Source organism: Enterobacter sp. CM29 (assembly GCF_013179605.1).
GTDB lineage: Bacteria > Pseudomonadota > Gammaproteobacteria > Enterobacterales > Enterobacteriaceae > Enterobacter > Enterobacter intestinihominis.
Map to the genome: position 1 here is coordinate 1 of NZ_JABMCU010000234.1, position 5,920 is coordinate 5,920.

Sequence of the window (5,920 nt, forward strand, 5' to 3'; positions counted from 1 at the left end):
CCTTCGCCACCAGCGCGCTGCTGCTGTTTGCGGAAGGCGGTCAGTTTTACCGGATCTGTACAGTCTGTTCGCCACAGCTTGACCGCTACGGTATCGGGCTTGGCCTGACGCTTGCGGTCAAAGAGAGCGCGTTCGTTCTGTGGGCAATCTACGCCGCGCTGCCTGAAAAGCGCCTCGCACAGCAGAAAATTGTCCTGCATACCTTCGGCTACGGACGAATGCAGGCGCTTAACTGGCTCGTCCTCCCGGCTATCGCCCCCGCGCTGGGCGCCGTGATGCTGGCGGTGCTCGCCTGGTCGCTTTCCGTGGTGGATGTGGCGATCGTGCTCGGGCCGGGCAACCCACCTACGCTGGCGGTGCTGGCCTGGCAGTGGCTGACCCAGGGCGATGCGCAGCAGCAGTCAAAAGGAACGTTGCTGTGTCTGGTGTTGCTCCTGCTGCTGGCCGCACTTGCCGCGGTGGGATACAGCCTCTGGACGGCATGGCGGCGCGCCCAGCCTGACGTCTCGGGGGTACGTCGCGCTTCGCATACCGCGTTGCCCGCACGGACGCTGGGCGGGTTACTGCCGCTGTGCGGCGTGCTCTGTGCGCTGGTTCTGCTGATGCTGGCACGCCGGGGCGACATAGGCCCCGTCAGCGACAGCCTTTCACTGGGACTGCTGTCCAGCCTGACAGCGCTGGCCATCCTCATGATCTGGCTTGAGTGGGGACCCCAGCGCGGCGCGGTGTGGATCTGGCTGCCGCTTGCCCTCCCGGCGCTGCCCCTCGTGTCCGGGCAGTATGCCGTGGCGCTGTGGCTGGGCATCGACGGCCAGTACGCTGCGGTGCTCTGGAGCCATATGCTCTGGGTTCTCCCGTGGATGCTCCTGGTGCTGCAACCGGCCTGGCGCAGGCTCGATCCCCGGCTTATCCTCACCGCCAGAACGCTGGGCTGGCGACAGGCGAAAATTTTCTGGTTAGTGAAATGCCCCCTGATGATTCGTCCGGCCCTGCTGGCCTTTGCGACCGGCTTTTCCGTGAGCATGGCCCAGTACATGCCCACCCTCTGGCTGGGAGCGGGTCGTTTTACTACTCTGACGACGGAGGCGGTCGCCCTCAGCAGCGGCGGCAGCGTTCCGATCCTTGCCAGCCGGGCGCTGGGTCTGTTGCTGTTGACCAGCAGCGTATTTGCCCTTGCCGCGCTGCTCGCCCGGTTCGTGGGCCGTCACAGACAAGGATTACGTTAATGCTGAACGTGAAAAATCTCACCATTGCGCCTCTCTTACGTGAGGTCAACTTCCGCGTCCCGGCAGGGGAGATTCTCACGCTGATGGGCCCCTCCGGGAGCGGGAAATCGACCCTTTTCGCCTGGATGGTGGGCGCGTTATCCGCTGATTTTAAGGCGCACGGCGAGCTGTGGCTGAACGATCGTCGCTGCGATATGCTCCCCGTGGAAACGCGCGGGATCGGCATTCTGTTTCAGGACGCCCTGCTGTTTGACGCCTTCAGCGTGGGGCAAAACCTGATGCTGGCGTTGCCGGCGCACATTGCCGGACGCGCGCGGCGCGACGCGGTAGAACAGTCTCTTGAATCTGCCGGGCTGGAAAACCTCTACGCTAGCGATCCGGCGACCCTTTCCGGCGGCGAGCGCGCCCGGGTCAGCCTGTTGCGCGCTCTTCTCGCCCAGCCGCAGGCATTGCTGCTCGACGAGCCGTTCAGTCGACTGGATAAAACGCTGCGCGCCTCATTCCGGGCGTGGGTATTCGAGGTTACTCGCCAGCGCAGGATCCCGGTGGTGCTGGTCACGCATGATGAGGACGATATTCCGCCCGGCGGCGAGGTGATTGAGATTTCTCGCTGGCAATAATGTGCTAACGCAATGTTTTTGGCTTCAGGAGAGACGACAATGCCACCCTCTTTTAATGACGTCAGGTTTTTCGATGAAACGTGTTTCTCAACTGACCGCGCTGGCCCTGATCTGCGGCCTCGCCTCACTCTCCTCCACGGCGGCTGATATGCCCCACTCCCTCACGCTGGACCAGCTCCAGGCGCAAAACGGCGCGGTAATTGATACGCGCGTCAGTGCGTTCTTTAACGGCTGGCCGCAGACCCTGAGCGGAACGTCCGGGCATGAACCCGCAGCGCTTAATCTCTCTGCCAGCTGGCTTGGGGCAATGAGCGATGAACAGCTCAGCGGCTGGGCAAAACAGCATCGGCTTACGCCAGACATGCCGGTTGCGCTCTATGGCAACGATGATGACAACCAGACCGTCAAAACGCAGCTGGAGAAAGCGGGCTTTACCCACGTCTCCACCCTGAGCGATGCCCTGCAACAATCCGATCGTCTGCAACGTCTGGCGCATTTCGAACAGCTGGTTTATCCGCAGTGGATCCGCCAGTTGCAGCAGGGCAAACCCGTTACCGCCGCACCAGCCGGAGAGTGGAAGGTGATCGAGGCTGGCTGGGGTGCGCCGAAGCTTTATCTCCTGAGCCACATTCCCGGTGCGGGCTATCTCGACACCAATGAAGTGGAAAGCGAACCGCTGTGGAATAAGGTCTCTGACGAAAAGCTGAAAGCGATGCTGGCGAAGCACGGGATCCGTCACGATACCACCGTCATTCTGTACGGTCGCGACGTGTATGCCGCCGCGCGCGTGGCGCAGATCATGCTCTACGCGGGCGTGAAGGATGTGCGGATTCTGGATGGCGGCTGGAAGGCGTGGTCCGACGCCAGCCTGCCCGTTGAGCACGGAACGCCTGCAAAGGTGAAGCCAGCCCCTGATTTTGGCGCGCCGATCCCGGGCCAGCCGCGGCTGATGGTGGATATGGAGCAGGCCCGGGGAATGCTGCACCGTCAGGACGCCTCACTGGTGAGCATTCGTTCCTGGCCAGAGTTTATCGGTGAAACCAGCGGCTACAGTTATATCAAGCCAAAAGGTGACATTGCCGGTGCGCGCTGGGGCCATGCGGGTAGCGACGCGACCCACATGGAAGATTTCCACAATCCGGATGGCACCATGCGCAGCGCCGATGATATTGCCGCCATGTGGAAGACGTGGAATATTCTGCCGGAGCAGCACGTTGCGTTCTACTGTGGTACCGGCTGGCGCGCGTCTGAAGCCTTTATGTACGCCCGCGCCATGGGCTGGCAAAACGTTGCCGTCTACGACGGCGGCTGGTACGAATGGAGCAGCCATCCGCAGAACCCGGTCTCCACCGGCGCGCGCGGCCCGGAGAGTACACGCTAGCGGGGGAGTGACTTCAGCGTCACGTAACCGCTCCAGATGCGCGTTGTGGTGGTCAGCCAGCACAACGCGCCAAACGCCCAGGCGAACAGCGTGAAGTGTGCCGGAAACAGGCAGCACAGCACAAACAGCGCGATGGTCTCCGTTCCTTCCGTTAATCCTCCAATGTAATAAAGCGACTTGTGCGCGTAGCCGGGGTTGTCGATATTATGCTTCCCCGCCAGCGCGGCAAAGGCCAGGAAACTGCTGCCCGTCCCCATAAACGCGAACAGCAGCCAGGCGGCGGCGATCGCATTGTCAGCCGGAGCGGCCAGCGCGAAGCCAAACGGTACCAGCGCGTAAAACAGGAAGTCGAGGGCGATATCAAGAAATCCTCCCGCGTCCGTCAGGCCACGGCGACGCGCCAGCGCACCGTCCAGACCATCCAGCAGCCGGTTCAGCACAATGGCGACCAGCGCTGGCAGATACCAGCCCAGCGCCAGAAACGGTAACGCCAGTACGCCAATCGCAAACCCGGCGAGCGTTAACCCATCAGGCGTAATAAACGGTTTATCCAGCGCGGCGGCCAGCTGATTTAACCCGGGCTTCAGCCGTGGATGCAGATGTTTATCCAGCATGCGGTTTACCTTTAAACGTGGCACACAGGCCCTGAGCCGGGATATCCAGCGCGGCGTTAAAGCGGGCGGAAAGGTTCTGAAAGGCAATCAGAGCCGTCATTTCGGTGATAGTCTCTTCGCTAAAGTGGCGCTTCAGCTGGTTTTTGATATTTTCATCCACCTGAGGCGGCGTGGCGGTGACCGCTTCCGCATAGGCCAGCGCCGCGCGCTCCTCTTCGCTGAACAGGGTGGAATTTTGCCAGTCGTTGACGGCCTGCACTTTATCCAGCGCCCCGCTCCGCTCGGCCAGACGCAGGCTGTTGGCATCAATACAAAATGCGCAGTGGCAGATCTGCGAGACCCGCGTCATTAGTAACGAACGCAGAACCGGCGTCAAACGCGCCTTGCGCCGCTCCAGATAGCCGACAAATAGCGCTACCAGCCAGAAAAGACGCGGCATACGCCCCCACCAGCGCGTGGGGTTCAGCACCGCGCCGAAGTGTTTTTTCTGCATGGCAGCAATGGGCTTGAGGCTGACGGGAAGGGTTTCCATGGGCGCAACCCAGGCGGCTGTCTCTTTCACCTGATTCTCCTGATGACTGGACTCTTTGGCAGGGCACGATAATATGTCGTTTTTCGCTATTAATTATTGACGAACATGCTGAAAACACTCGATGTTGTTGCGGCCATCCTCGAAAAAGAGGGCAAGATCTTGCTGGCGCAGCGTCCCGAACATGCCGATCAGCCAGGAATGTGGGAATTTGCGGGCGGAAAGGTTGAAGCCGGTGAGACCCAGCAGGAAGCGCTGATCCGCGAACTACGCGAAGAGCTCGGCATTGAAGCCGTGCCCGCGCGGTATGTGGCAAGCCACCAGCGGGAAGTGTCGCAGCGGCTGATCCACCTCCACGCCTGGCACGTGCCGGAATTTAGCGGCGAGCTGAAGGCGCACTACCACTCGGCGCTGGTGTGGTGCACGCCAGAAGACGCGTTCACGTATGATTTAGCCCCGGCGGATATACCGCTCCTGGAAGCGTTTATTCTTTTACGCGACGCCAGACCAGCGGGTTTGTACTGAGGGTGCGTTCATCACGCTGGCACTGCAACAGCACGCCATCCGCCCTGACCACTGCGCCTTCGGAATAGTTTTGATCCTGATAGATACAGCACTGATTACACGGCTGCGCACGCTGGCCGCCAGCGCTAAAAACCTCTGGCGGCACGTTAACTTCGACATCCGGGCGAATGCGATCAGCCTGTGCCCCGGCGGACACCATCAAACATAACGCGGCCATTGCGAAACGGTTCATAGACTTAATTTCCTTTGCATCGTTTATATCTATAACGGTAGATCCTGACGGGATCTTTAATTTATCTCGTCATCGCTTTTGGTTATGACGCGCGCCTTGTCATTAATTTCCCTTTCGGCCTAAATTTCTGCTTGCCTCTCAAAGCGGTGCGGGTGGTATAGTCAAAAAAACGACACAAAACATCTCCGCCACACGCATAAATTATTATAAGAGGTTCTTATATCTATGGATCAGACACGCTCTCTGGAAAGCTTTCTTGCCCATGTTCAGCAGCGCGACCCGCACCAAAGCGAGTTTGCCCAGGCCGTTCGTGAAGTCATGACCACCCTGTGGCCCTTCCTTGAGGAAAATCCGCGCTACCGCCAGATGGCGCTGCTTGAACGTCTGGTGGAGCCGGAGCGCGTCATCCAGTTCCGCGTGGCGTGGGTGGACGATCGCAATCAGGTACAGGTCAACCGCGCGTGGCGCGTGCAGTTTAACTCCGCCATTGGGCCGTTTAAGGGCGGGATGCGCTTCCATCCCTCGGTGAACCTGTCGATTCTGAAATTCCTCGGCTTCGAGCAGACCTTTAAAAATGCGCTCACTACCCTGCCGATGGGCGGCGGTAAAGGCGGGAGTGATTTCGATCCGAAAGGCAAGAGCGAAGGCGAAGTGATGCGCTTCTGCCAGGCGCTGGTCACTGAGCTCTATCGCCACCTTGGGCCGGACACCGACGTTCCTGCCGGGGATATCGGCGTGGGTGGTCGTGAAGTGGGCTTTATGGCCGGGATGATGAAAAAGCTCTCCAACAACA

General features: G+C 60.1%; 8 protein-coding genes. 5 read left to right on the top strand and 3 right to left on the bottom strand.

Going from position 1 to position 5,920, the window contains the following annotated elements:
• The 3 genes from HP459_RS20525 to HP459_RS20535 form a co-directional block, all read left to right on the top strand.
• The coding region (locus HP459_RS20525) for a thiamine ABC transporter permease (protein ID WP_171936747.1) at positions 1-1,226 on the top strand (1,226 nt) is incomplete at its 5' end.
• Positions 1,226-1,846 carry an ATP-binding cassette domain-containing protein gene (locus tag HP459_RS20530; RefSeq protein ID WP_171936748.1) on the top strand — a complete coding sequence of 207 codons (621 nt, stop codon included), beginning with the start codon at positions 1,226-1,228 and terminating at the stop codon, positions 1,844-1,846. The genes HP459_RS20525 and HP459_RS20530, both read left to right, overlap by 1 nt.
• Positions 1,847-1,919: 73 nt before the next feature.
• Positions 1,920-3,227 carry a sulfurtransferase gene (locus tag HP459_RS20535; RefSeq protein ID WP_171936749.1) on the top strand — a complete coding sequence of 436 codons (1,308 nt, stop codon included), beginning with the start codon at positions 1,920-1,922 and terminating at the stop codon, positions 3,225-3,227.
• On the opposite strand, the gene HP459_RS20540 is transcribed toward HP459_RS20535, so the two are convergent.
• Positions 3,224-3,841, bottom strand: coding sequence for a CDP-alcohol phosphatidyltransferase family protein (locus tag HP459_RS20540; protein WP_023299894.1), 618 nt, complete (start codon positions 3,839-3,841; stop codon positions 3,224-3,226). The two genes, HP459_RS20535 and HP459_RS20540, sit on opposite strands and share 4 nt — an antisense overlap.
• Positions 3,831-4,403, bottom strand: coding sequence for a carboxymuconolactone decarboxylase family protein (locus HP459_RS20545; protein ID WP_023299893.1), 573 nt, complete (start codon positions 4,401-4,403; stop codon positions 3,831-3,833). The genes HP459_RS20540 and HP459_RS20545 overlap by 11 nt, the downstream gene beginning before the upstream one ends.
• Positions 4,404-4,478: 75 nt before the next feature.
• On the opposite strand from HP459_RS20545, the gene HP459_RS20550 reads away from it, so the two are divergent.
• Positions 4,479-4,895: a pyrimidine (deoxy)nucleoside triphosphate diphosphatase gene (locus tag HP459_RS20550; RefSeq protein ID WP_022647800.1), complete on the top strand. Its 417-nt coding sequence runs from the start codon at positions 4,479-4,481 to the stop codon at positions 4,893-4,895.
• Here HP459_RS20550 and HP459_RS20555 read toward each other — a convergent pair.
• Complete coding sequence (locus tag HP459_RS20555; protein WP_022647799.1) at positions 4,855-5,127, bottom strand: YnjH family protein; 273 nt, start codon at positions 5,125-5,127, stop codon at positions 4,855-4,857. The two genes, HP459_RS20550 and HP459_RS20555, sit on opposite strands and share 41 nt — an antisense overlap.
• 225 nt (positions 5,128-5,352) lie before the next feature.
• Between HP459_RS20555 and HP459_RS20560 the strand changes: the two genes are divergently transcribed.
• Positions 5,353-5,920 (top strand): Glu/Leu/Phe/Val dehydrogenase dimerization domain-containing protein (locus tag HP459_RS20560; RefSeq protein ID WP_301541001.1); only part of this gene is annotated, 568 nt, incomplete at its 3' end.